We start from the raw sequence: 23,319 nt of genomic DNA, 5'->3' as shown, positions 1-23,319 counted from the left end.
CGTTATGCCACCTGCTTCGTCTTGAAATCAGCAAAATAGACCGCATTGGGTGTTTGGCGGTTCAATGTCTGATGAGGGCATTCCGCATTGTAGAATTGAAAATACTGTGTCAGACCCGCCCGCAGCATGGCGGGGGTCTCATACGCTCTTAGATACACATCCTCGTACTTCACGCTACGCCAGAGGCGTTCCACAAAGACATTGTCCACCTACGGACCTTTGCCATCCATACTAATCTGCACTCCATGGGCTTTGAGCACTGTGGTTAAGGCCTCGCTGGTATATTGGGCTCCTTGGTCGGTATTAAAAATCTCTGGCACTCCATAACACCTGAGGGCTTCTTGCAAGACCTCCCTGCAGGCCTCAGTGTCCAACGTATTCGAAACGCGCCAGGTCAAGACGCGTCGCGAATACCAGTCCATGATCACTGTCAGGTACATGACCCCCCTTCGCCATCGGGATATAACAGATGTCACTCGCCCAGACCTTATTAGCACGATCAATGCTCAGACCGTTCAGTAAGTAGGAATCAATCTTGTGCCCTTTGCCAGCCTGACTGGTCCGTGGTTTGGGAAAGACCGCTCGGAGCCCCATCTGTCGCATGAGGCGCGGCACGCGCTTCCGATTTACGCAATAGTCTCGGTGTTGAAGTGGTCTTCCCCTGATTTTACGGACACATCGAAAAAGCCTCATACTAGGCAAGGAGGTGTGTCATGGAGCAACGGAGAAAGTACAGCCAAGAGTTTAGGCAGGAGGCCATCAAGCTCACCAAGCAGGGTGGAAGCGCCCTTACCCAAGTGGCGAAGGATTTGGGCATCAATGCCGCGATGTTGAGGCGGTGGTGCCGAGAGGCAAACCAGCGAGGGTGCAAAGCCTTTTCTGGACCGGGGACGCCCCACGATCAATGTCCAGTTTTTTCTCAATGAAACAAAATGAGCGTATGTGGTGAGTCCTTAGTGGGGGAGATTGCTCCCTCTTGCTGAAATGTGAATTTTTGCTCCTTCTCTTTTTGCAAATCGTCTTCCATCTTTGCCCGAGATTCCACGATCGCCCCCTGGTCCATACTGAACCCTTCGTTCGTTTCACCGTCTTGAAGGGGGTATGGGGTCTGAAGCCAGTAGGCGCGGCGTCTGTCTCGCGCGGTCTGCTTGAGTGCCTGTCGTTCCTGGAATACCCGTGTTTTATTATTGATTTGATGCACATACGCGGGCGTAAAGTTCATCAACGCCTGATGCGGGCGGTCATGATTGTAGCGGGCAATATACTGCCCAATCTCGTGGTGGGCGGCGCGCTCATCCGGATAATTGCCGACGATATATACTTCTTCTTGTTTCAGACTGCCGTAAAACCGTTCCGTGATGGCATTGTCGGTGGGCCGGCGTACCCGGGCAAACGAGAGGTCCGCTGCAAGTTGCTGAAAGAAGGCTTGCGTCACCCAGGCCATATTCGGCGACCCCCGATCCACCCGGAGCGCGGGTTTCTGGGCGGCATGCAACGGGATTCCCTGCGCCCGTAACCCCTGCCGATAGAGTGCCTGAACATGGGAGGCGTTGACGGTGGGCACCACCGCGAAGGCAATGAGATAGCGAGAGAAGAAATCAATGATCGTCAGCAGATACCACCGCACATACCCAATGCTCAACCTCGTCCAATCGCTGCCCCACAAGAGATTCCGCTGCCGGACTTCGTAGCGCGGCTGCTTCCAGGGGGCTTCCCGCCGGCTATACGGCTCCACCTGGTCCCGTTTTTTCAGATGAAGATAAACCGTGGACGCGGACACAGAGCGCCCCGCCGCCTGCAACACCCCCTGTATCCGCCGATGTCGATAGGTGGGATGCGCCGTTTTCACCTCGTCAATCCAGTGCTGCTCTGTCGGGAGTACGGAAGACACCCGACGAGAGGAGGAGGAAGAAGAAGATCCCTGGCTCGCCCTCTTCTTCCATCGATAAGAGGTCGCCCGTTTGATCCCTAAGGTCGCCAATACGTCGCCCACTCGTCGTCCGTTCCGTCGGGCCTCCTCCACCGTCTCAAGAGTCGCCATTTTCTGCGTGTCCATCAGTCGTCCTCTCCCCTTCAGTCCCAGTTCATCTCTTTTTTTAACTCACTGATGATCAAGGACTGCGTGAGGACGATCGCCTTAAGCGTCTTGTTTTCGGTCTCTAGATGCCGAAGGTCCGGAGCTTTCAGCGGTTTCGTGTTCCGCAGGGAGGCTCGCACGCCCACCGCCAATTGTCGCTTCCATTTTTGATACACCGAGTGACAGAGTTGGTGTTTCTCCAACCCCTCCTTGACGGTGGGACACAGCTCAATGTCTTTCAACATTGCAAACTTCTGTTTCGGGGTGAAGACTCGGCGACTGCGCTTCTCCATGTCGTTCCCTCCTTGTGAGAACGACTCACCTTATAGCCCATTTTTGTCTCACTATCAAAAAACAGGTCACAGAACTGGTCCGCCTCAAACGAGAATTAGCCCTCGTGACTCGAGAGCGGGATTTTTTAAAAGAAGCGGCAGCGTTCTTCGCCAAGACCTCACGGTAAGAGATGCCATGATCCAACGTTGTCGCACCATGTTTCCCCTGCGGGTGATGTGTCGGTTGCTTCGGGTTTCCCCAAGTGGCTTTTACGCGCGGCAGCGCCGTTCTCCTAGTCCGTGGGCGCAAGACTGTCAACGTCCGACGGCGGCTATTCGCACTCTGCATGCGGCGAGTGATGGGGTCTATGGCAGCACAAAGATCTGGCAGATCCTGCGCCAACAAGGCGAAGGGTGTGGCAAACATCGCATTGCTCGGTTAATGCGCCGAGAGGGCTTGCGGGGCATTCCCGCTCCCAAGTGCTGGAAGCGACGGAAATCCGGAGAGCGCCCGGCTGGGATCACCAATCAGCTCGCTCGGGACTTCACCGCACCGATTCCAAATACCAAATGGGTCACCGATATTATTTATATTCCCACGCAAGAAGGCTGGCTCTACTTGGTGGTGGTCATGGATTTGTTTTCTCGACAAGTCATCGGTTTGTCGATGCAACCCCGGCTCACGCGTGACTTGGTCATGCAAGCCGTCCTGATGGCCGTGTGGCAACGACGGAGTTCGGAGACGGTGATCCTCCATTCGGACCGTGGCACACAGTATACCGCCCAGGAGTTTCAAGCCTTCCTGCAGGCAAATGGGATTGTGAGTAGCATGAGCGGCGTGGGGAACTGTTATGACAGTGCGGTGGCGGAGAGTTTCTTTGGCTTATTGAAACGCAAACGGGTTCATTGACGGCAATACGGAACTCGGGCGGAAGCTCGTGTTGATGTGTTTGATTACATCGAGCGTTTTTATAACCACCGACGGAGCCACTCCTTTACCCAAGGACTGGCGCCCAGAAGTTTTATGGAGCAATACTCTCAACAGTCTTCTTTAACCTGTCCGTGAAACCGGGGGAAGACCAAAGCTCGACCTGTAAGCGCTGGCCGTTCTGTGGGAGTCGGCGTCTGTGCGAAGAACTCCGGCAGCGAGGGGAACGGGTGAATTGGAAGCGGGTGCGCCGGTTGATGCGGCAGATGGGCCTCCGGGCCGTCTATCCGAAGCCGCGCACGAGTCAACCAGGGGCCGGGCATAAAATCTACCCCTATCTCCTCAACGGCCTCATTATTGATCGGCCTAATCAGGTGTGGGCGAGTGACATCTGCTATGTGCCGATGGCGAAGGGGGGGCATGTACCTGACAGTGATCATGGATTGGTATTCTCGCCGCGTGCTGGCCTGGCGCGTGTCGAATACGCTCGATGCCGAACCTTGTATTGCCGCCCTGGAAGAAGCCCTCATGCGCTACGGCCCCCCGGAGATCTTTAACATCGATCAGGGAGCCCAATACACCAGTGAGGCTTTCACGAAGGTCCTACGGGCCCACCATATTCACATCAGTATGGATGGCAAAGGCCGGTGGGTCGACAATGTGTTTGTTGAACGGTTATGGCGCAGCGTGAAGTATGAGGATGTGTACCTGCGGGCGTATGAAACTCCAGCCGATTTACGCGCAGGTCTAAATTGCTACTTTCAATTCTATAATGCCCAACGGCGGCATCAAACGCTCAACCGCCAGACACCGGATGCCGTGTATTTTGGGGAAACAAAGGAAAAGACGGCGGCATAATGACAGGCAGAAATTGCACTTATCGAGCTGTCTAAAAATCGGGGACCATTTCTGTGTGCGCGGCCGATTTCATGGGCGATGTCCTGCACCACGCCGCGCGGTTTCGTGCCTTCAAATCATTGATGACTTGAATTGGGAGACCTTATCCACTGAAATTTGTACCTCCCTTCTGGCCGAGCGGGTCATTCTAGTCCTCGACCTGTTGAAGGAATCACGAGAGTCACCGCATAGGATTCGGGTGGTTAAGGTACCAGAGGTCCTCGTGTAGCGCCTCCAAGACCACGGGAGGGACAATCGTGTGCCGATCTATCACATTCAACCCGGCCACCCTCACGCAGAACGCTTTTATGGAGCGGTTTAATCGTACCTGTTGGAATGAAGTATTCAATCTTTATTTATTTCGGATTTTGGAAGGCGTTCGGGAGATCATGGCTCGTCGCGTGGGTGTCCATAATGAATACCGACCTCCATGACGTTTTACCCGGATAGCCTCGTGACTCTATCAGAAATCACCGCTGGGAAACTCTACCCTGCAACTGTCCGCTTGACGGGGAAGCTTTCATTGGGAGGACATATTCCCCCAAAATTATCCTTAAAGATTCTTGAGAAGCTCTGCCCCTTGGTGTGCAAGTTTACCTAACATTTGGTGAAGAATCTAATTTCTTTACCACCGAATCATTTTCGCTGGCTTTGTATTGGTAACTCATTGCACAGTCAAATTTAAATTTTGTGGCGCTGCTGGTGGTATCGTGTCTCCCCCTCCACCTCCCCCTCCAGAGGAGTGTTTGTACAAGTACACAGCGGAATTGCTGAAGTCATAATGTATAAACATAATGACTCCATAAGTGGCTATTGAGGCTTCGATAGTTCCCCAAGCAGGGTTGCCGGAGGGGTAAGTGACTCCAAGGGTAGTCCATTGATCTTTTACGACGTTATAGGCATACATTTTTCTATCCGACTTTAACACAATATAATCACCACTGACTGGATCTACCGATACTCGACTTTCATCGGTTCCCACTCCCAAACCAACTGGAGCATCTCCCATCCGTGTGATGGAACCCCCAGAATCCATTTTGTAGACCGTTTTGTCATTTTGGCCACCGCCAAATATAACAACCTTATGTACCGGATTGTATTCAATAAATGTATGGTAAGACCCCATTGGAAGGGCATTACTTCTTTTGGTCCATGATCCGGTGCCGAGGTGACGGGTCCAGACTCCAATGTGAGAATCGACATACACCAAACTGTTCATTTCTGGAAAAAATTCGAGCCCTCCGGTGATTTGAAAATTGGATTCTGGTAAGGAGAATTGTGACCATGTCCCATTTGATGGGCTGAATTTATGAATGGTGGAGTTATTAAATGGTCTGTGAAAAAAATCACCAGTGGTTGTGTTGACAGCATTGTGGTCATAACCGTGGAGGGTGCCATTTGGTATAGGAGTTGGAATCGTGGCCCAGGAGTTAGTGGAATCTGCGTATCGCACATAGGTGGTAAGGCTATTGTCGTGCGACGCACCAATAAAATGAACGGTTTTATACTTGGGGTCCCACTCTGCGCTGTCGCTAAACATGGTGATAAAATTTGAAGGCCCACTTGGCGCCAATATAGCCCCGTTGCTGAATCCATTCGTTTGTAAAGTTTTAAAGGTACCGGGTTGCATGGAATTGGCCAGGTCCCCCAGGGCTGTACCTGATGCAAGGGTGGGGCTGAAGGAATTGAGACCTAGGGTAATTAGGCTGGATATCACAAACAGCACCGCTTGCCGTGATCGGAAAAGGCGCATCATTATTTTCCTCCATTGGTAATCATCATCGGATGGATTTGAGAAAATTTGTGTTTTACTCTAAAAAGATTAGATGACTTTCGGAGACAGAATTCTATCTTTCGAGTCACCCCTCCGTAACTTCTTTGTTGTCGGTAAAATAAAAAAAATCTTTAGCTGGGGGAATCATTCCCAGCAACCTAATTAATAGGGGGATTTGAGGCAACACAGGATCTTGAACTTCTTACTATCCTTTAAAAAGTGGGAAACTTCATGAGCCCTCCCCAGGGAGCTATGGGGCTTTGCAGGCTAAAAAAATGGTTTTCAAATTCCATTAGTCAATCATTTCCAAACGTTAGGCATTTATGATTTGAACCCGATTCTTGTTACTGAAAGATTTTCTTTATCAATACGGATGTAGGGTCCGTTCCCTCTATCTTCTAGACTGGATTGCCCCTCCGAATTAAATGACCGTTCCTTTCATCGAGAGCACGCTGTAAGTCACAAATACATGCTCTCCAGCGATCAGATCAAATGGTATGGATTTAGGTGTAACTGTCCTCTCGGCTGACACTGTTACTTCCGCATTCCTGGTCCCACTGCATGTGAATTAACGGTTGGGCACATTTACGCTATTAAGGGTTTTTCTCTCTCGCTCCACCATAGAGATAGATCCACTGAACGATGTCATCCCAGGCAGTCTGGTCATTTATGGTCAGTTAGGCCATGGTTCCGTTTATGGTGATGTTACTTCTATCGAGTAGGCTCAGGAAATTCCGATAATCCCTAATGGAGTTGCTTAAACTGCCACTAGGGTTTTTATCGGTGGCCTACCCGGTAACAATGGGTGCTCCTCTCCCTTTCAAAGATTACTGTGTGTTAGAAGATTTGACCTGGACATAGTTGAGCTTGCTATTGCTGCTGCTGGGGCCAAGGGTAATGGTCAAGGCGCCATCAGCAATGGTGATGGGAACGTCGGTGATGGTTATAAAAGTATTTGGCGTGGATGTGCCAAGATTGTCAATGACCACCTTCCCTTCGACGGTGACGCGTTGGGGGCTTAGGGCATAATCGGGATCGCCACTTACCAAGGTAATGGTGTAGTTTCCATTGGGCATATCATAACGCCAGGTATTTGCTTCCTCGGGCTTTAATTGGACGAAGGTATCCAGGCGTTGGTCACTGTTGGTGTTACGCTCGCGCATGGTATTGCCGCCGTTGGTCCAGCCATATCCCCGGCTGCTGGTGTAGACACTGCCGTCATCTTTTTGATAGCCGGAAGGCACCGTGGCATTGGCCGGTTGAAAGTTGACTTGAATACTTGACGTTGAGGGCGGAGGTGGCGTGCTGGTATTGCTCACCGTGACCGTACGGGGAGCGGCGGTGGTCGTATTGCCCGCGGCATCGCGGGCGATCGCCGTGAGGGTGTAGGAGCCATTGGGCACGGTGGTGGTATTCCAGCTGGTGCTGTAGGGATTGGTCGTATCTTCAGCCCCGAGGTTGGTGCCCTGGAGGCGGAATTGGACGCCGGTCACGCCGACATTGTCGCTGGCGCTGGCGCTGACCGTCACCGTGCCGGAGACGGTGCCCGCACCGGGGGCTGTCAGCGTGACTGTCGGTGGGGTGGTGTCTGCGGGCGGCGGGGGAGGTGTGGTGGTATTGCTCACGGTGACCGTGACGGCGGTGGCGGTTTTTGTATTGCCTGCGGCATCGCGAGCGATCGCCGTGAGGGTGTAGGAGCCATTGGGCACGGTGGTGGTATTCCAGCTGGTGCTATAGGGGTTGGTCGTATCTTCAGCCCCGAGGTTGGCGCCCTGGAGGCGGAATTGGACGCCGGTCACGCCGACATTGTCGCTGGCGCTGGCGCTGACCGTCACCGTGCCGGAAACGGTGCCCGCACTGGGGGCCGTGAGTGTAACCGTGGGTGCGGTGGTGTCCCCTGAGTTGCCGCCATCTGATTTGACGATGACGGAATACATGCTGCAACATCCTCCGCTAGTATTGCCCCCGAGGGTAATGGTGCCGGCGGGGAAGGACCGCACGAACAGCCGGAGGGTCGTATCCGAGTTCACCAAATTTGTGCCGGTATCCGTAAAGTTGGTCAACCATGAAGGCTTCGTGGTGATTCGCACGTCATGGGCGACATACACGGCTACGGGTTGATTGGCCGTAAAGCTGACGAAATTGGTATTGGTCGCTGCCTTGTCGTCATTTGCAGTTCGGATATATGCCGCTCCCTGCACGAGAGCAGGGACGGTCGTATAGGTAAAGGGGCGGTCGATATAGACCGTGCCTCCAGCTTGGAGACCGGAAGAGGGTACCAGATAGGTTTTCCCACTGGCGACGGTCAAGTTCGAAATATTCAGTGCTGTGGGAGGCGGGGGCGTGCTGGAATTGCTCACCGTGACCGTGACGGAGGCGGCGGTTTTCGTATTGCCTGCGGCATCGCGGGCGATGGCCGTGAGGGTGTAGGAGCCATTGGGCACGGTGGTGGTATTCCAGCTGGTGCTATAGGGACTGGTGGTATCTTCAGCCCCGAGGTTGGCTCCCTGGAGGCGGAATTGGACGCCGGCCACACCCACATTATCGCTGGCGCTAGCGCTGACTGTCACCGTGCCGGAGACGGTGCCCGCACCAGGGGCTGTCAGGGTGACTGTCGGTGGCGTGGTGTCTGCGGGCGGCGGGGGAGGTGTGGTGGTATTGCTCACGGTGACTGTGACAGATGTGGCGGTTTTCGTATTGCCTGCGGCATCGCGGGCGATGGCCGTGAGGGTGTAGGAGCCATTGGGCACGGTGGTGGTATTCCAGCTGGTGCTATAGGGACTGGTGGTATCTTCAGCCCCGAGGTTGGCGCCCTGGAGACGGAATTGGACGCCCGCGACGCCGACATTATCGCTGGCGCTGGCCGTGACCGTTACCGTGCCGGAGACGGTGCCTGCGCTGGGGGCCGTGAGCGTAACCGTGGGTGCAGTGGTGTCCGTTGGGGAACCGCTATCTGGTTTGACGATAACGGAATACATGCTCAAACTATTTCCGGCATTGGCACTGCTGACATTACCCCCGAGGGTAATGGTCCCCGCAGAAAAGGTCCGCACAAACAGACTAAGGGTTGTATCCGAGGTCACCAGATTTGTGCCGGTATCGGTAAAGGTATTCAACCACGCAGGTTTCGGGGTAATGCGATCGCCATGGGCGACATACACCGACACGGATTGATTGACCGTAAAGCTGAGGAAGTTGGTATTGGTCGCTGCTTTGTCATTGTTGGCGGTTTGGATATACGTGGCTCCCTGTACGAGAGTAGGGACCGTTGTATAAGTATAGGAGCGGTCGATATAGACCGTGCCTCCAGCTTGAAGACCGGAGGAGGGTACCACATAGGTTTTCCCACTGGCGACGGTCAGATTCGAAATGTTCAGTGATGAGGGCGGTGGTGGCGTGCCGGTGGGTACAGTAATTTGTTTCTCAGCGGAAGGGGCGCTTTCATTTCCGGACGTATCAAATGCGGTTGCAATAAATCCATAGGTTTTTCCCTCAGAAAGTCCCGTTACGGTCGTTGAGGGTGAGGACGGATTACTGGGCATACCTGAAAATGTGGGTTGTCCAAAATCTAGAGAGGGAAGCGTCCTTTTGTAAATTTTGTATCCTGCTAAGTCCGATTCGGTGTTTTTGTTCCAGGTCACCGAAACGTTAGCTGAAAAAACCGGAGAGGCAGGTATGACGGTTATCAATGCTAACAAGAGAATGTAAAACGAAATTTTTTGGGAGTTGCAAGAAGTTAGGCCATCGATGGATTTTGTAAAAGCCTCTACGACATTTTTGGGAAACCGTTCAAAGGTTTGCTCTAGTTGAAAAATCGGGCTTTTAAATTTTTTTGTAAGGAGGCTTTTTCTAAATAAAGGGAAGGTGCATGGGTATTTCATTATTCATCTCCTGTTTTTGGTAGACTTTTTCCATATCCTAAGAAACAGCGGAGTATACCTCTCAGCTTGCTGGGGGGAGCTCCACTTTTAAAAATTATTGTTCTTTCGATTTAGGCTTTCCTCTCGGACATGCTTGTTTTTAAGTCGGTTCCTCAAGTGTCGTTTCGATCTGAGTGAAAAACGATAGCTGTCCTTTTACTCAAATCCCTCCAAGGAGGAACAAGACAAGGCAAAATATTCGTTTCAGCAATAAAACCTGATCTTCCAAGTACTACCTAAGAAAACGGGAAGATGTTTTCAATCCTTAGGGGGAGGATAATGAAAAACTATGAAGATGGATAAATTTGGGGGCGGCGACTTTGGGAGATCCATAATGAGGTAAAGTTATTATCACTATAAATAAAATGCCAATATCAAAATTTTCATCAGACAGAAGTATTTATTGAAGAAGTAACCTTTTGATGGAATGGACGGGTTCCTATATTATTATGGTTGCTACGGTGGCATATGCAATATAGGGACCATCGAAATCTTGCCCAACCTATCGGATTGTTTATAAAACGAAAAATTCGTGGGTAGTTTTCCAGAACCTTCATAAAACATTGGAATTCTGGTGTAGGATTACTCAATCTCATGTAGGAAATAGAATTCAGCATTGCTACGTAGCCAACTTTTATGTGAAAGTTCCTTGGTCTAGCTGAAAAAGGAGGAATCCTTGAATTTGCAATGGAGAGAACAAAAACAGTTTGTTTGAAAATTTTTTCACTCCGACTAGAGTCCATAAATACAGATACTTTTGTTGAAATGTTTCTCTTCGTTTTGGTGGTTTAAAAATGTTGACACGTCTATCTATATTTTGGCGATTAACCCTTGGGTACCTGACAATCCTTGCGTTGGTGGTAGGCGTGAATTTATATATTCTCCATCAATTTCGTGCCTTAACGGAATTAGGCGCTGAGTTAGCAACCCATCACTTTCCAGCTGTGGAGACGGCCAAGCGACTCATTACCAGTCTATATGCGCAATTAAAAAGTGATAAGCAATATTTGGTGCTTCGGGATACCACTCTTCTGAAAGATTTTCTTCAGGAGGCTGAGAATTTTCGCAAAACCCTAAAGGCGCTCCAGGAACAGGAAAACCCTGGCAGTACGCTGGAAGCCCTTGCAAAAACCAAAGAACTTCATGAAGAATTTCATACCTTATTTTTGAGTGTTGGCGTTGAACAAGCCGACCGTTCTCCTCAGGCTATCGCCAGCTATGAGCAAAACCGGGATACCTTGATTACGGCCATAACCCAATCCATTAATGCTTATATTACTGCTCAGGAAGCCAGTGTCGGTGCGATTCTCAAGGATTCCCATCTTCGTTCGGTGCAGGCCCAGGAAATTACGAAACAGCTTCTGGTGATGGCGTTGGTTCTAGGTCTTGGCTTGGCCGGGATCGCCAGCTATAGTATCCTTCGGCCTCTTCGACGAGTCAAAGCTCAAATCCGCAGAATTGGACAAGGTCAATTTGGAGGGACGATCTCCCTTTCTGTTCCACAGGAGTTACGTGAACTGGTGGGCCAGGTAAATTGGATGGGCGAAAAACTACAAAAGTTAGATGAAATGAAGTCGGAATTCCTGGCAAATATTTCTCATGAGTTACGGACCCCGTTAACGTCCATTCGTGAGGGCTCGCAGCTTTTGCTGGATGGAATTCCTGGAACGCTGACGAAAGACCAGCGCGAAACGCTCACCATTATTTCTGAGAGTAGTCAGCGGCTCAATCATCTAATTGGGAATCTCTTAGATTTATCCCGGATGGAGGCCGACATGGTCTCCTACAATTTTAGTCCCACCGACTTAAATCGTTTGGTCGTCCGGTCGACAGAAAAAGTCAAATTTCTCGCAGAACGAAAAAATATTCATCTGACTCTCGATTTGTTTCAGAACAAGGTGAGGTTCTATGATCTGGATGGGCCAAGGATGGAACAAGTGTTGGAAAACCTTTTATCAAATGCGATTAAATTTAGTCCTGAAGGAACGACCGTGTTGATTCGATCAAGGCCGGATAGTAGCGGAGAAGGGCTGCAATTTTCCGTGTCTGACACGGGACCGGGAATTCCCGAAGCTGATTTGCCTCATATTTTCGAACGATTTTACCAGGGGAAAACCCAAGAAGGCCGTGTGTATGTGGGGAGTGGAATCGGGCTGGCTTTGGCGAAGCGGGTCGTCGAAGCCCATGGTGGAAAAATCTGGGCTGAGAGTATTCTGGGAACCGGGACGGCATTGCATTTTACCATTCCCAAACGAAAACATACGGGGAATGCCCATTGACACGCAAAAAAATTGAGTTATTCATCCTGGTGTTTTTGGGGTCCGTAATGGTCCTGTATTTTCTTGAATGGGGTGGGTTGACCCTCATCAATTGGAATTCTTCTGCCATGGCTCAATCGGGTTCAACCGGCTACTCTGCGATATCCTCGGTGTTAACTCCTGATCCTGAAGATATTCCATTTTTTCGGGCCATTGCAGATGATCAGGAAAAGAAGCTGAGTACGTGTAAAAGTGAAGATGAATGCCGTGCGGTTCATTTTCTTCGCGGAGTCGTCGCATTATATGAAAATAGGGAATTAGCCGCACTGCATTTTCGAAAAGTGGTGGCCTCCAATCCCAATAGCGTTTTGGCGGGTGAGAGTCGATTTTGGTTGTGGTTGTTGGACGTATTGAATGCTCCGGGAGGAGGGATTGCTTCCGAAGGCTTAACGAAACGATTGGTTCGTGAAATAGTGAATAAAGAATTACTGGTCCATGAATTAAGTCGTCAATTGGAAGCAGATTCGGTTGACGCACTGAAGCAAGAATTGACAAACCGGGAAAAAGCTGTCGACGAATTGAATCAGGCACTCTCGAATCTTTCCAAACAAACAGAACAATTAAAAAAGGAGCAGGCGCTCCGCCAGGATGTGCAGCAGGAACTGAAGTCCAGTGAGAAAAAAGTTCAAGAACTGACGAATCAATTAGAGGCTTTACGCCGTATCGATCAGGAAATTCGGGAGAAGGCCCCACCGACCCGCCCGTCTGAAAAAATGGCCCCAACCCCCAAACTCGAAAGAGCCGAGGAGAAAGAATTACCACATGAAGGTGAAGGAAAAAAATAGAGGTATTGCGATGGCTGATGAACGAATTCTTGTTGTTGATGACGATCCAAGTTTACTGACCCTCCTGAAAATGCGCCTGCATTCCATGGGGTTTGTGGTGACGGCGTGTGGTTCCGGAGGGGATGCGTTGAGTCGGGTCCAGGAAGATCCCTATGATTTTGCCATTTTGGATCTTCGATTGCCGGATGCTGATGGCTTGGATCTGATGGAGGAATTGCACCAGCATCAAACGAATCTTCCAATCCTGATTTTAACGGCGCATGGCTGTATTCCTAATGCGGTGGAAGCCATGAAAAAGGGTGCGTATGGGTATTTAACCAAACCGTTTGATGACAAAGAATTACTGGAGAGTATTGATAAAGCCCTCACTACCAAACGAATGAGTCAGGAGATTCATCGCCTACAACTGCTGGTGAACGAATTATATGGGCTTGAAAACGTCGTGGCCCGGAGTGCGGAAATGCATACGGTGTTGAAGCAGGTGGCTCAAGTGGCGAAGACCGATACCACCGTCTGTATTTCCGGAGAAACCGGAACAGGGAAAGAAGTTATTGCACGCGTGCTGCATTGTAATAGCCCTCGAGCTTCGAAACCGTTTATGGCTGTCAATTGTGCAGCTATTCCAGAAACGTTGTTCGAAAGTGAGTTATTCGGGCATATGAAGGGTTCCTTTACCGGGGCCCATCAGAATAAACGGGGATTAATCCAAAGTGCTGACAAGGGAACGTTATTTTTAGATGAAATTGGTGAAATGCCTTTGTCATTACAGGGAAAACTCTTGCGGGCCATTCAAAATCGAGAGGTGGTGCCCGTCGGAGGGCAAGTGCCCGTGAAGGTGGATGTGAGAATTCTGGCCGCAACCAATAAGGATTTGGAGTTAGCCGTCCGGGAAGGACGATTTCGAGAAGATTTGTATTATCGGATTCACGTCGTTCCCTTGTGGATTCCTCCGCTACGGCAACGACGGGAGGATATTCCTTCCCTCGCCCAGTTTTTTCTTAAACGGAGCATAGAGCATCACGGAAAAATCGTCAAAGGATTTTCCCCGGAAGCCATGCAGGCCTTAATTACGTATCCTTGGCCCGGGAATGTTCGAGAGCTTGAGAATATGATTGAACGCGCGGTCGTCATGTCTCCTCAAGATATCATTACGGCAGAATTTCTTGCACTTTCTCCTCAGGAACAAAGCAAGCCAGGTGGCCTTCAGCCATTAACTGATGCGAAGGAGGCATTTGAGAAGGAGTACCTCCAAGACCTGCTCAAAGCCACCCAAGGAAACATTTCAAAGGCGGCACAAATTGCCGGGCGCTATCGGGCAGATTTTTATAAACTGCTCAAAAAATATGGATTGCATCCCTCTGATAGACAGGATGATGCGTCTCATTCGACCGGCCAACCAGGACTTCAATAATTTGGGTACAGCAGTCAAGATGGTTCTATCCCACCATAGGGTCTGGAAGGTGCTCGATTCGCTCTACTTAAAAAACGACAAATAGTCGTCTGCTCGTTCATACTTTGAGATTCCCTGCAGAAATGGGCTGAAGGTCCATGTTTCCCTGATAGTTTCATCCCGGCAGTTCAGACACGTCGCTCCGTCGGACAGCATCACGTTCCCATTATCGGCTGACGAAATTTATTGGCTCAAACGGAATGGCTCAGGCTTTTTTGATGGAGAACCTAAAAACACTCCTATTCACCAGAACCGAACCCTAGCTTTCGTTGCCAGGCGAGAGGCAAGGTCGATTTGAAAGGCCGAACCCTACAGTCCCCCTCCTCATCTTCCGAAAAAACTACTACAGCTTCCTTCTGATTATTGTCCTGTGAGGCAGGCTAGGGTGGTGCTTCATCCTGGGCTCTCTTTCCGTGATAGATGTGTCAAAGAAACCTGTTGGGAGAAATTCCTTCATCTATTTACCCAACCTTTAGTAGCTTGGTGAATGAATCCTCATGAGCTTGGCCAGAAGGGATAATTTACCGTAATACCCAAAGGGTTCGATGGCCAGCGTGGGTAGTCGGTTGCCACTTCCATGCAATCAGGTGCGCCCGAGTGCGTAAAACATGTGTTACCCAGCATGGGGCCATCAATCAGAACAACGAAAAGGCTGTGTCCTTTGGTAGCAGCGAGAAATGAACATGTGTCTGTCTCTAACTCTCAATAGGTATGAAGGGTCAGTATGAGTGTGTGGGCTATTCCATTTATTCTCACGGCAGGAGTTTCCCTATTTTTGGCGACGATCATATTTGTGAAGAGAAAAGATGGGGCACATTTTTTCCCTTTATTTTTGCTGATGGCGGTTATGATTTGGATCCATGGGCTGAATGGGATACAAGAAGTGTTTCCAGCCCATCTCATTATCTCCAAAAAACTTATTCTCATTGGTGAGGTCATGCTGCCGGTCATGATCGGCCTGGTCGGTTTTTCATTGTTACATGAATTTTCTGCGAATTCTGTGGCATTGGGCAGAGGGTGGTGGAAGATCATCGGGTGTGGAGCTGCTCTCTTAGCAATGGTGATCCTGGGTACTCCAGATGGATTCATGCAGGTCAATCCTGAGGGGGAAATTGTATTCAGACAACCAGAGGGATTGATGATTTGGGGGTTTATCGTATTGGCCTCCTTTGTGGGAATATTTCAGCTGGAACGAATCCTTCAGTCTTTTCCCGATCCTCTGCGATATCGATTGAAATACGTGCTGATTGGATTGGGTGGTCTGGCCTGCATATCAATCGTGCAGGCCTTTCATTTGATCGTGGTGTCGGTGTGGCGACCGGAAGATGTGTGGGCGGGGGGACTCGCATCGTTCAGTTCCCTGGTTATCATGGCACTGGGATTGAGGCGATGGCGAGGACCGCAGGTGGTCCAGAAGATTCAGGTCAGTCACCAGGCTCTATACGCCTCCCTGGTCGTCGTGTGTGTTAGTGGGTATTTCGTTCTTGTCGCTATGGTGACCGTAGTGGTGCAACAAACCGATTGGGAGGTCAAGGAATCACTGGGAATGGTTCTCATGTTTCTTGCCGTTATGGGTTTGGTGGTTGCCATGCTTTCCAGGCGTGTTCGAGTCGAATTTCTGCAAGTCGTTTCTCGTCATTTTTTTAAGGCGAAATATGATTATCGAGAGAAATGGTTAGAGGTGACTGAAACGTTTTCGGCCTGTCAGGATGTCTCTGAGCTTTTAAACCGATACCTTGAGTGGCTCGGTCGAACATTTGGAACGTCTCGGGTCACAATTTGGAAACTTTTCGATGTTGATGGACGGTATCATCAAATACGAAAGGAACGGCGTCGAAGGAAATTGACGGAGAATGATCGGTCATCGAATGTGTCAGAGCCGATTCCTATTCCTGCAACACACCCTCTTATTCAGCAATTGAAAAAAAACCAAGAACCCGTGTTGGTGAAAGGGGGGCAGCGGACGGCTGAGGATTGGAGGGAATTTCTTGATATTACTCACGCCCATGTGTGTGTGCCTTTGGTAACGGATCAAGGCAGACTGCTTGGGTTTTGTACCTTGAGTCAGGAATCGGTGCATGACCATTACGATCAAGATGATTTGGATTTACTCCGAGCCATTGCGCATCATGTGACCATGCTGCTCATTCAATTTGAGTTAGTTGAAGAGCGTAGTTCATCCGCCAAATGGGAAGCCGTGCATCGGTTCTCGGCTTTTTATTTACATGATTTAAAGAATTTGGCGTCGAGTTTATCTATGGTGGCTCAGAATGCTGCACAATACGGGAGTAATATTGAATTTCAGGCATCGGCCATGCAGACCGTTAAAAATACGTCTCAGCGAATTATCGATTTAATGGGAGAATTATCTCGTCAGGCGAATGAATCAAATTTGAGTGGAGAAGTCCCGACAGAGCCCGTGGATGTGAATTTGTTGATCAAGGACATTCTGGCGGCCGTCAACGGCCCTGAATGCCGACCAACTTTTTCCCCGGGGCTAGAGGTCCCGGTCCTTCAGCTCAAAAGGGAGGCCATCAAACAGGTTCTGTTAAATCTCATTCTTAATGCCCGCCAGGCGATCCAGGGGCAAGGCACGATAGATATATCCACCGCCTATGATGGCAAGCAGGTGATCGTTGAATTGGTCGATACAGGGGGTGGTATGTCTGCGGCCCAGCTTGAAAATATTTTTCAGCCATTCAAAAGCTCCAAGAAGAATGGATTGGGTGTCGGACTCTTTCAATGTAAGCGAATTGTGGAGGACCATCATGGGGTCATTCACATTGAGAGCCAGGAAGGGCGAGGCACAACGGTGATAATTACATTTCCCGTAGAAAGTGCCGATAACGCAAGTACTAGTGTCTTTGGTGTGTCTCCAGTCGGAGTAGAATATGACTCCAGAAGAAACAAGTGATCATGAAGTCTAATCCGCCTGCTGAACATTCACATCGTCCTTCACTCCTTCTGGTTGATGACCGGCAAGAAATTCTTGAACAGATGAAGTGGGGATTACAATCCTCCTATATGATCTATGAGGCAGATCACCGTGCGGCAGCTGTCGATATTCTTCAACGAGAGAAGATCTCACTGGTCACCTTAGATTTAGGTTTGCCACCTGATGCCGGTGGGGTGACGGAGGGACTGTCTGCCTTGGAACAATTGCTTTCGGTGAATCCTTTGGTGAAGGTGGTCGTCATCACGGGGAATCAGGATCGAGCGAATGCGCTCAAGGCTATTCAATTGGGTGCATATGATTTTATGGAAAAGCCTGTAGACTTGGATGTGTTAAAAGTTGTTCTGCAGCGGGCCGGATATTTGGCCGGCCTCGAAAAAGAAAACCAAAAACTTCTGGAGCGTGAGGCGAAACGGGGGTTTCCTCAAATTATCGGGAGCAGCCCGGTCATGGTTAAAGTATTCGATACCATCCGGAGAGTGGCCGGTTCGGATATTTCTATTTTAATTGTTGGAGAAAGTGGGACAGGAAAGGAGTTAGTGGCTCGGGCGATTCATCAGCAAAGTCACAGAAAGGATGGCCCCTTTATCGCGATTAATTGTGGGGCTATTCCCGAAACGTTGCTAGAAAGCGAGCTGTTTGGACATGAGAAAGGTGCGTTTACCGGAGCCCATCTCCAGCGTCCAGGTCGAATTGAGTCGGCCCAGGGCGGGACGCTTTTTCTAGATGAGATTGGTGAGATTTCTCCTGCATTACAAGTCAAGTTGCTTCGGGTTTTACAAGAACGAAGTATCGAGCGGGTCGGCGGACGCGTCGAAATTCCAGTAGACACAAGGGTCCTGGCAGCCACCAATATGGATCTTCAACTGGCAATGAAAGATGGCCGCTTCCGGGAAGATCTATATTATCGATTGAATACCGTGACCATTACGGCTCCCCCCTTACGGGAGCGGGGTGGCGATATTGTGATGTTGGGCAAATCGCTGCTTCAACGTTACTCAGAAGAAGCGAAAAAGAAGATTTCCGGCTTTACCAGGGAAGCTTTGATGTCACTCGAGCAATATCATTGGCCCGGGAACATTCGGGAATTAGAAAACAGGATTCGTCGCGCCGTGACGCTAACCGACAATCCAAGAATTGCTCCGGAAGATTTAGATTTATCCCCTCCCGATGAGAGTCAAGATGGGCTTACGTTGAAGGTAGCCAGAGATACGGTCGAAAGGCGAGTGATTGAGCAAACTCTAGCCAAGACAGGTGGAAATATTACCAAGGCTGCGACCATCCTTGGAGTGAGCCGCCCGACCCTGCATGATTTAATCTCCCGCCACCATATAAAAAAATAACTATCCCTCTTCGATAATAGACAATTCCCAATTTCCAAATTGAACAGAGAAAAAGAGTTAGGATCGATAAGATGCGTTAATTTTTACGTAATCGTAGGTCAGGTCCGTTGTCCAGATCTTGGAAGATCCTTTGCCCATTCCGAGTGAAATAAGGATCTTCAGAAAGGGCTTCTTCATTTCCTGTTTAATTCGGCGCTCGACCTGAGGCCCCAGCCCTTTCCCGTTTTTGACGATGGGAATCTCATTGAATCCAATGAGAAGGTTCTCCGCTTTAACAGGGACACCGGCCCGTCCTAATGCGGCCACAATTCTCCCCCAATTGGGATCCGTCCCAAATATAGCGGTTTTGACTAAAGGAGAGGTGGCCAGGGTATTGGCACATTGTTTGGCGGCCCTGTCACTGGAGGCATGCGTGATCTGGAATTCAATGATTTTGGTGGCACCTTCGCCATCCCGAACAATTTCCAGGGCCAGATGGTGACAGACTTGAAATAAGAGGGCTTCAAATTTGCCATGCGCCGTCGTTCCGGTTTTGATGGGTAAGTTTCCGGCTTCCCCGTTGGCCAGACATAAGGCCGTGTCATTGGTGCTGGTTTCCCCATCAACAGAAATACAGTTAAATGTTTGGTTGGTGACAGCGCGAAAGGTCGTTTGTAGCGTTTTTTTGTCAATGGTTGCATCTGTGGTGACATAGGCTAACATGGTCGCCATGTCCGGGTGGATCATTCCTGAACCTTTGGCAATTCCCCCTATTGTCACTATTTTTCCGCCAATTCGGTCTTGAACCGCGATTTCCTTGGGAAAAGTGTCTGTTGTCATGATCGCCTTGGCAGCTTCCTGGTGACCGGTCTTACGTAGACGTGAGATCAAAATGGGGATCCCGTTTCGTATTGCCGGCATCGGTAAGGGAACCCCAATTACACCAGTGGATCCGACAAACACATGGTGAAGGGGAATTGTGAGTGCGTCGGCAACTCTCCGGCCCATTTCCCTGGCATGGGCCAATCCTTCCGATCCGGTAAATGCGTTAGCGTTGCCACTATTAACAATGAATGCTTGACCCGTGCCTCTTTTAAGATTAAGCCGGTCGAGAATCACGGGAGCAGCCGGAAGCTTGTTGGCAGTGAACACCCCGGCAATAGGTCCGGGCTTCTCTGACACGATCAAGGTCATATCAAGCTGCTTGTTCTTTTTGATTCCAGAATGAATGCCTGCGGCTAGGAACCCTTTGGGGGCAGTGATCCCGCCTTTTATGCGTTTAGACATGAGAGCATCCTCTTCTCGTCAGGAGAAACCGGTTAACAATGTTTTAGGGAAAGAGGCCTGGCGCGGCCAATCCGAGTGTTTCGGGAAGTCCTAGCATAAGATTCATACATTGAATCGCTTGCCCGGCTGCGCCTTTTACGAGATTGTCCAGTGAACCTGTGGTGATGAGATACCCCGTTCGAGGATCATAGGTGCAACTGAGATCACAAAAATTTGATCCTCGCAGATTTTTCGGATTTACCGCCTCGGAACTGGGAAAGAGTCGAATGAAATATTCATCTCGGTACCGACTGTCATAAGCTGCATCCAGATGGGTTTGCTCAATACCAGGTTTCAATTTGGCATAGGCCGTGCTAAGAATGCCTCGGTTAATCGGTATTAAGTGAGGCGTGAAAATTATGGATGGACCGGATAACGCTGTTTTTGAAGATGGAGCAGGAATCAGTCGTGTTAACTCCTGTTCGATTTCCGGCACATGGCGATGTTTGCCGATCTTATAGGCATGAATGGCTTCATGAGATTCAGGAAAGTGGGTTCCCAGTGCAGGTGTGCGACCGGCTCCTGAAATGCCGGACTTTGCGTCAATGATAATTGAGGTATGCTCAATGAGGTCTTGGGCCACAAAGGGCGCAAGTTGCAAAATAGCGACGGTGGGATAACATCCGGCAACGGCGACAAGATTGGTCTTGGCGATAGCCGCGCGATTGAGTTCTGGGAGTCCATACACCGCATGTTTGAGCAGGCTAGGGAAGGTATGGGGTGTTTGATACCATTGCTCATATACCATCGGATCTTGAAGACGATAATCGGCACTCAAGTCAATGACATGTTTTCCCTGTGAGAGAAAATCGGCTACTGGTTGCAGGGATTGCGTATGAGGAAGCGCGAGAAAAACCACATCAACTTCCTTGGCGATCGAGTCGACATTCAATGAAGACAATGAACAGTCATAAATCTTCGTAAGATGAGGAAGTAACGAAGCGACAGTGAGGCCTTCAGATTTTTCAGACGCTACCACACGGGTCAGTATGACCTGAGGGTGGAGAGTGAGTAATCGAAGTAATTCTCCACCTGTATAGCCGCTGGCTCCAATTACCGCGACACGAATTTTTCCATCCATGGGCATTTTTCAAGAAAGTTGATTGAGGGGGAGAAAGGTTGAGCAGGATACCTATTGTGAAATGAATTTCCTTTGGGCCAACCGATAGTTGGTGAACAGTTAGATTGGAATGGCAACGGCATCATACAGAAGTTGGATTAAAAAAGGGGAGGCCGGAAGGCCTCCCCCATAATTCTGCGTGAATGGTGAACCGGCCAATTATCGTTTGGAATATTGGAACCTGGCTCTGGCGCCTTTTTGCCCGTATTTTTTCCGTTCTTTCACCCTGCTATCTCTGGTAAGCAATCCGTTTTTTTTCAGGGGATCCCGCAGCGACGGATTATATAAGGCCAAGGCCTTGGCAATCGCATGGCGAAGGGCTCCCGCCTGACCTGAAACGCCTCCCCCTGTCAATGTGGCTTTGACATTAAATTGCCCGCCTGTTTTAGTGACCTCGAATGGCGTTTGTATTTGGATTTGATGCGTCAGTCGAGGGAAATATGAATCGACTGATCGTGCGTTGATGAGAATGTCACCTTGCCCTGGTTCTACCCAAGCTCGGGCAATCGCGTTTTTCCTTTTTCCGGTTGCGTATTGAATGGTATCGACCATGTGAGAATAGGTCTCCTTTTTTCGTTGGAACAGTAACTGATGAATTTAGAGGTTTAGAGGCGTTGGGCTTTGCGCTTGATGCAGATGCTCGGCACCAGGATAAATTTTGAGCTTTTTGGCCATTTGTTTACCTAAGGTACATTTTGGAAGCATCCCACGAATGGCTTTGGTAAGGACTTCGGTTGGTTTCTTTGCATGAAGATGCTCAGCGGTAATGGCTTTGATTCCCCCAGGGTAACCGGTGTGATGATGATAGATCTTTGTACGAAATTTATTACTGGTGAATTGAATTGCACTGGAATTTATGATGACGACATGATCGCCTGTATCGACATTCGGGGTGAACGTCGGCTTATGCTTTCCACGAAGGATAGAAGCAACCTTCGCGGCCAAGCGTCCAACGGTTTTCCCTTTAGCATCGACTAAGAACCATTGTCGTTCAACTTCCAGCGGTTTAGCTTGATAAGATCGCATGAGTGTCAGAGTTCCTTTCCTCTACTTGATTACATCTCTAGATATCGGTTTGTTCTAATCCTTTTTGATCGAGCTTGGAAAGCCAGGTATCCAAATCTTCCCCCCCGCGACGTTCCAGCACCTCCGGGGTTACGTAGATGGGGCATTGACAACGGAGAGCTAGGGCAATCGCATCACTTGGCCTTGAATCGATCGATTTCTCCAAGTCATCTTTGGACAGAAACAGCGTTGAAAAATACGTATTATTTTTGACTTCCGTGATCACGACTTTGTTAAGGGAAAATCCAAGGTGCGAGGCAAAGCTGCAAATAAGGTCATGGCTCATGGGGCGGGGCGGGATGACGTTCTCCAAGGCCAACCGAATCGATGTTCCCTCGGCGGTTCCGACCCATATGGGAAGAACCTCTGAATTTTTTTCATCCCGTAAGACCACGATTTGCGTGTCGGTATTCGGATCGACCAAAACTCCATGGACCTTTAACGGAATTAATGTGTTTGTTTCAGTCATCACCAACATACTCACTATCAATCGTAAATATTTCTGATGGCCACATGAACATCAGCTAGACATCTGATTTGCCAAAATCCTCAGGCTTGAGGTTTTCCAGCCATCGTTCCAATTCTTCTGAGTTTTGTTTATGGAGCACTTCCCCGGAAGCAAAAATAGGAGCATCCGTGCGAAGGGCCACGGCAATCGCGTCGCTTGGCCGAGAGTCAACGGTGAACTCGGAATCTCCAAAAAGGAGATGGATTTTGGCAAAGTACGTATTGTCTTTCAAATCTGTAATGACCGTACTGATGACCTTAGCGTCCATGTTATCAAGCACCGTTTTCATGAGATCATGGGTCATCGGCCTTGGAGGAGCGATCCGCTCTAAGGCAAAACTAATCGCGCTGGCTTCGGCCTTCCCAACCCAGATTGGGAGCATGTCGGAATTTTGTTCATCTCTCAGGATGACAATATAGGCATTGTTATAGGGATCAAATAAAAGACCCCTCACGTTCATTTGATTCAACATACGCTCTGCCAGTCATAAATAAAGGAAGTGTATTGTACTTGAAAATCAAACCTTGAAAGTTAGCATTCAGGAATATGTATTGTCAATGAAAAGAAGGGCTTGTCTATCTCTGCCCTGGTTTGAGATCTCGAC

At 49.5% G+C, this 23,319-nt stretch carries 23 protein-coding genes; 10 read left to right on the top strand and 13 right to left on the bottom strand.

The genetic code is table 11. The features are described 5' to 3' along the window. Positions 1–2: 2 nt before the first annotated feature. The 3 genes from H6750_15270 to H6750_15260 are packed head-to-tail and all read right to left on the bottom strand — an operon-like array spanning position 3 to position 615. Positions 3–209 carry a transposase gene (locus tag H6750_15270; GenBank protein MCB9775669.1) on the bottom strand — a complete coding sequence of 69 codons (207 nt, stop codon included), beginning with the start codon at positions 207–209 and terminating at the stop codon, positions 3–5. Continuing rightward, positions 210–422, bottom strand: coding sequence for a transposase family protein (locus tag H6750_15265; protein MCB9775668.1), 213 nt, complete (start codon positions 420–422; stop codon positions 210–212). It abuts the gene before it with no gap. Next, positions 364–615, bottom strand: a complete 252-nt coding sequence (locus tag H6750_15260; protein MCB9775667.1) for a hypothetical protein — start codon at positions 613–615, stop codon at positions 364–366. The genes H6750_15265 and H6750_15260 overlap by 59 nt, the downstream gene beginning before the upstream one ends. A gap of 98 nt (positions 616–713) precedes the next feature. Here H6750_15260 and H6750_15255 point away from each other — a divergent pair, with 98 nt between their 5' ends. Further along, complete coding sequence (locus tag H6750_15255; protein MCB9775666.1) at positions 714–926, top strand: transposase; 213 nt, start codon at positions 714–716, stop codon at positions 924–926. Here the strand turns inward: H6750_15255 and H6750_15250 are convergent. Together H6750_15250 and H6750_15245 are read right to left on the bottom strand one after the other, a co-directional pair. After that, positions 920–2,056, bottom strand: a complete 1,137-nt coding sequence (locus H6750_15250; GenBank protein ID MCB9775665.1) for a transposase — start codon at positions 2,054–2,056, stop codon at positions 920–922. The two genes, H6750_15255 and H6750_15250, sit on opposite strands and share 7 nt — an antisense overlap. Before the next feature lie 17 nt (positions 2,057–2,073). Then, positions 2,074–2,370, bottom strand: a complete 297-nt coding sequence (locus H6750_15245; GenBank protein MCB9775664.1) for a transposase — start codon at positions 2,368–2,370, stop codon at positions 2,074–2,076. A 43-nt stretch (positions 2,371–2,413) separates the two neighbouring features. On the opposite strand from H6750_15245, the gene H6750_15240 reads away from it, so the two are divergent. The 4 genes from H6750_15240 to H6750_15225 all read left to right on the top strand — a co-directional run bounded on the left by H6750_15240 (position 2,414) and on the right by H6750_15225 (position 4,608). Next, positions 2,414–3,259 (top strand): IS3 family transposase, encoded by an 846-nt coding sequence (locus tag H6750_15240; GenBank protein ID MCB9775663.1) that lies wholly within the window; start codon positions 2,414–2,416, stop codon positions 3,257–3,259. Between the two features lie 36 nt (positions 3,260–3,295). Further along, on the top strand, positions 3,296–3,415 hold the full coding sequence (locus tag H6750_15235) for a hypothetical protein (protein ID MCB9775662.1): 120 nt from the start codon (positions 3,296–3,298) through the stop codon (positions 3,413–3,415). 282 nt (positions 3,416–3,697) lie between these two features. Beyond that, positions 3,698–4,135, top strand: a complete 438-nt coding sequence (locus H6750_15230) for a DDE-type integrase/transposase/recombinase (GenBank protein ID MCB9775661.1) — start codon at positions 3,698–3,700, stop codon at positions 4,133–4,135. A gap of 296 nt (positions 4,136–4,431) precedes the next feature. Next, entirely contained in the window at positions 4,432–4,608 is a 177-nt protein-coding gene (locus tag H6750_15225) for a transposase (GenBank protein ID MCB9775660.1), read from the top strand. Positions 4,609–4,838: 230 nt separating this feature from the next. On the opposite strand, the gene H6750_15220 is transcribed toward H6750_15225, so the two are convergent. Both H6750_15220 and H6750_15215 read right to left on the bottom strand, forming a co-directional pair. Then, the gene (locus H6750_15220) at positions 4,839–5,804 is read right to left on the bottom strand and encodes a hypothetical protein (GenBank protein ID MCB9775659.1); all 966 of its coding nucleotides are present in this window, start codon (positions 5,802–5,804) and stop codon (positions 4,839–4,841) included. A gap of 971 nt (positions 5,805–6,775) precedes the next feature. Beyond that, positions 6,776–9,829, bottom strand: a complete 3,054-nt coding sequence (locus H6750_15215; protein MCB9775658.1) for a hypothetical protein — start codon at positions 9,827–9,829, stop codon at positions 6,776–6,778. A gap of 833 nt (positions 9,830–10,662) precedes the next feature. On the opposite strand from H6750_15215, the gene H6750_15210 reads away from it, so the two are divergent. The 5 genes from H6750_15210 (at position 10,663) to prsR (ending at position 18,717) form a co-directional block, all read left to right on the top strand. Beyond that, positions 10,663–12,147, top strand: coding sequence for a HAMP domain-containing histidine kinase (locus tag H6750_15210; protein MCB9775657.1), 1,485 nt, complete (start codon positions 10,663–10,665; stop codon positions 12,145–12,147). After that, positions 12,144–12,971 carry a hypothetical protein gene (locus H6750_15205; protein MCB9775656.1) on the top strand — a complete coding sequence of 276 codons (828 nt, stop codon included), beginning with the start codon at positions 12,144–12,146 and terminating at the stop codon, positions 12,969–12,971. The genes H6750_15210 and H6750_15205 overlap by 4 nt, the downstream gene beginning before the upstream one ends. A 10-nt stretch (positions 12,972–12,981) precedes the next feature. Then, positions 12,982–14,382, top strand: coding sequence for a sigma-54-dependent Fis family transcriptional regulator (locus H6750_15200; protein MCB9775655.1), 1,401 nt, complete (start codon positions 12,982–12,984; stop codon positions 14,380–14,382). 763 nt (positions 14,383–15,145) lie between these two features. Next, positions 15,146–17,335, top strand: a complete 2,190-nt coding sequence (locus tag H6750_15195) for a GAF domain-containing protein (protein ID MCB9775654.1) — start codon at positions 15,146–15,148, stop codon at positions 17,333–17,335. A 2-nt stretch (positions 17,336–17,337) separates the two neighbouring features. Next, entirely contained in the window at positions 17,338–18,717 is a 1,380-nt protein-coding gene (gene prsR, locus H6750_15190; protein ID MCB9775653.1) for a PEP-CTERM-box response regulator transcription factor, read from the top strand. A gap of 57 nt (positions 18,718–18,774) precedes the next feature. On the opposite strand, the gene argJ is transcribed toward prsR, so the two are convergent. From argJ to H6750_15160, 6 genes are all read right to left on the bottom strand, one after another. Continuing rightward, positions 18,775–19,983 carry a bifunctional glutamate N-acetyltransferase/amino-acid acetyltransferase ArgJ gene (gene argJ / locus H6750_15185; protein ID MCB9775652.1) on the bottom strand — a complete coding sequence of 403 codons (1,209 nt, stop codon included), beginning with the start codon at positions 19,981–19,983 and terminating at the stop codon, positions 18,775–18,777. Between the two features lie 43 nt (positions 19,984–20,026). Continuing rightward, positions 20,027–21,103, bottom strand: a complete 1,077-nt coding sequence (locus H6750_15180) for an N-acetyl-gamma-glutamyl-phosphate reductase (protein ID MCB9775651.1) — start codon at positions 21,101–21,103, stop codon at positions 20,027–20,029. 198 nt (positions 21,104–21,301) lie between these two features. After that, complete coding sequence (rpsI, locus tag H6750_15175; GenBank protein MCB9775650.1) at positions 21,302–21,694, bottom strand: 30S ribosomal protein S9; 393 nt, start codon at positions 21,692–21,694, stop codon at positions 21,302–21,304. A 45-nt stretch (positions 21,695–21,739) separates the two neighbouring features. Beyond that, positions 21,740–22,168, bottom strand: coding sequence for a 50S ribosomal protein L13 (gene rplM, locus H6750_15170; GenBank protein ID MCB9775649.1), 429 nt, complete (start codon positions 22,166–22,168; stop codon positions 21,740–21,742). Positions 22,169–22,205: 37 nt separating this feature from the next. Then, a complete protein-coding gene (locus H6750_15165; GenBank protein MCB9775648.1) occupies positions 22,206–22,676 on the bottom strand; it encodes a bifunctional nuclease family protein in 471 nt (156 codons plus the stop codon). A 55-nt stretch (positions 22,677–22,731) separates the two neighbouring features. Further along, positions 22,732–23,187 carry a bifunctional nuclease family protein gene (locus tag H6750_15160; GenBank protein MCB9775647.1) on the bottom strand — a complete coding sequence of 152 codons (456 nt, stop codon included), beginning with the start codon at positions 23,185–23,187 and terminating at the stop codon, positions 22,732–22,734. Between the last annotated feature and the right edge of the window lie 132 nt (positions 23,188–23,319).

The sequence above is a fragment of the Nitrospiraceae bacterium genome (assembly GCA_020632595.1).
GTDB lineage: Bacteria > Nitrospirota > Nitrospiria > Nitrospirales > UBA8639 > Nitrospira_E.
Note: the sequence above shows the minus strand (reverse complement) of the source record. Positions and strands in the feature narration are given on the sequence as shown.